1 protein-coding gene is annotated in these 1,389 nt (G+C 68.1%); it reads left to right on the top strand.

Going from position 1 to position 1,389, the window contains the following annotated elements:
- Positions 1 to 173: 173 nt before the first annotated feature.
- The gene (locus ACWC2T_RS46040) at positions 174 to 1,256 is read left to right on the top strand and encodes an integrase core domain-containing protein (RefSeq protein WP_450676246.1); all 1,083 of its coding nucleotides are present in this window, start codon (positions 174 to 176) and stop codon (positions 1,254 to 1,256) included.
- Positions 1,257 to 1,389: the final 133 nt, after the last annotated feature.

Here is a 1,389-nt window from a genome sequence, read left to right as displayed (position 1 = left end):
CGATAAGGGCTGTGAGCAGTTCGAGCCGGTCACGGCCGATGCGGGTGGTGTCGGTGCGGCCAGGCAGCAGCGTCAACGGGATCACGGCTGTGTCCTGTGGGGCTCGCAAAGTCATCGCTGCAGGTGGGAGGTCGCGTGTGGGACCCCTTGGCGGTGGCTGGGATGCTGTATCAGTGATCGTCTCGCTGCTGTACCGGGCCACCCGGGCGATGCTGTCCGTGCCTGCGGTCCTGCTGCGCCGGGACACGGCCAAGGACGCCGAACTGCTGGTGCTGCGGCACGAGAACGCGGTGCTGCGACGGCAACTCGCCGGTCCGGTCCGCTACGAGCCCGCGGACCGGTTCTGGCTGGCCGCGTTGTCGTCGCTGATACCCCGTCGGCGCTGGAGCTGTGTCTTCCCGGTCAGGCCGGGGACGCTGCTGGCCTGGCACCGCGGGCTGATCGCCAAGAAGTGGGACTACGTCGGCCGACGCCGCACCGGCCGCCCTCCCACGGCCGCTGCGCTCCGGAAGCTGGTTGTGCGTCTGGCAGAGGAGAACCCGCGGTGGGGCCACCGGCGGATCCAGGGTGAGCTGGCCAGGCTGGGGCATCCGATCGCACCGTCCACGGTGTGGGAAATTCTGCACGCGGCCGGCATTGGCCCGGCCCCTCGCCGTATCGGCCCGAGCTGGCGCGAATTCCTCACCGCCCAGGCCGAGGGGATCATCGCGGCGGACTTTTTCCACGTGGACACGATCACCGGCAGGCGGCTGTACGCGCTGGCGTTCCTCGAACACAGCACCCGTCGGCTCCACATCACCGGCGTCACTGCTCACCCCACTGCGCAGTGGGCGGCCCAGCAGGCCCGCAATCTGACCGCCGACCTCGGCGCACGCGTCGAGTCGCTCCGCTTCGTTCTTCGCGACCGCGACAGCAAGTACACCAACTCCTTCGACGCCGTCTTCGAGGCCGAAGACATGGACGTGCTGCTCAACGCGCCACAGGCGCCGCGCATGAACGCCCACTGCGAGCGAGTGATCGGCACGATCCGGCGCGAGGTCCTCGACCACATCCTGATCACGAACGAAGCCCACGCCCACCAGGTCCTCGCCGAGTACCAGGAGCACTACAACACGCATCGGCCACACCGATCACGAGACCAACGACCACCCGAAGCCCGGGAACAGCCAGCGGTATTGCGCGATCGTGTGCCCCGCAGGCCCCTGCGCACCCGCGTCCTCAGCGGGGTCATCAACGAGTACCGATACACGGCTTGAGCTGCAGCGATGACTTTGCGAGCCCCACCGGCTCAACAGCGTGGCCGACTACCTGGCACAGACGATGTTCGAGACCGCTGACCTCGTCAGGAAGCACGGAGTGGACGTCGGCTATGCCAACCCGCAGGCGTTC

The organism is Streptomyces sp. NPDC001393 (assembly GCF_053597455.1).
This window is presented reverse-complemented; position numbering and strand designations above follow the sequence as displayed.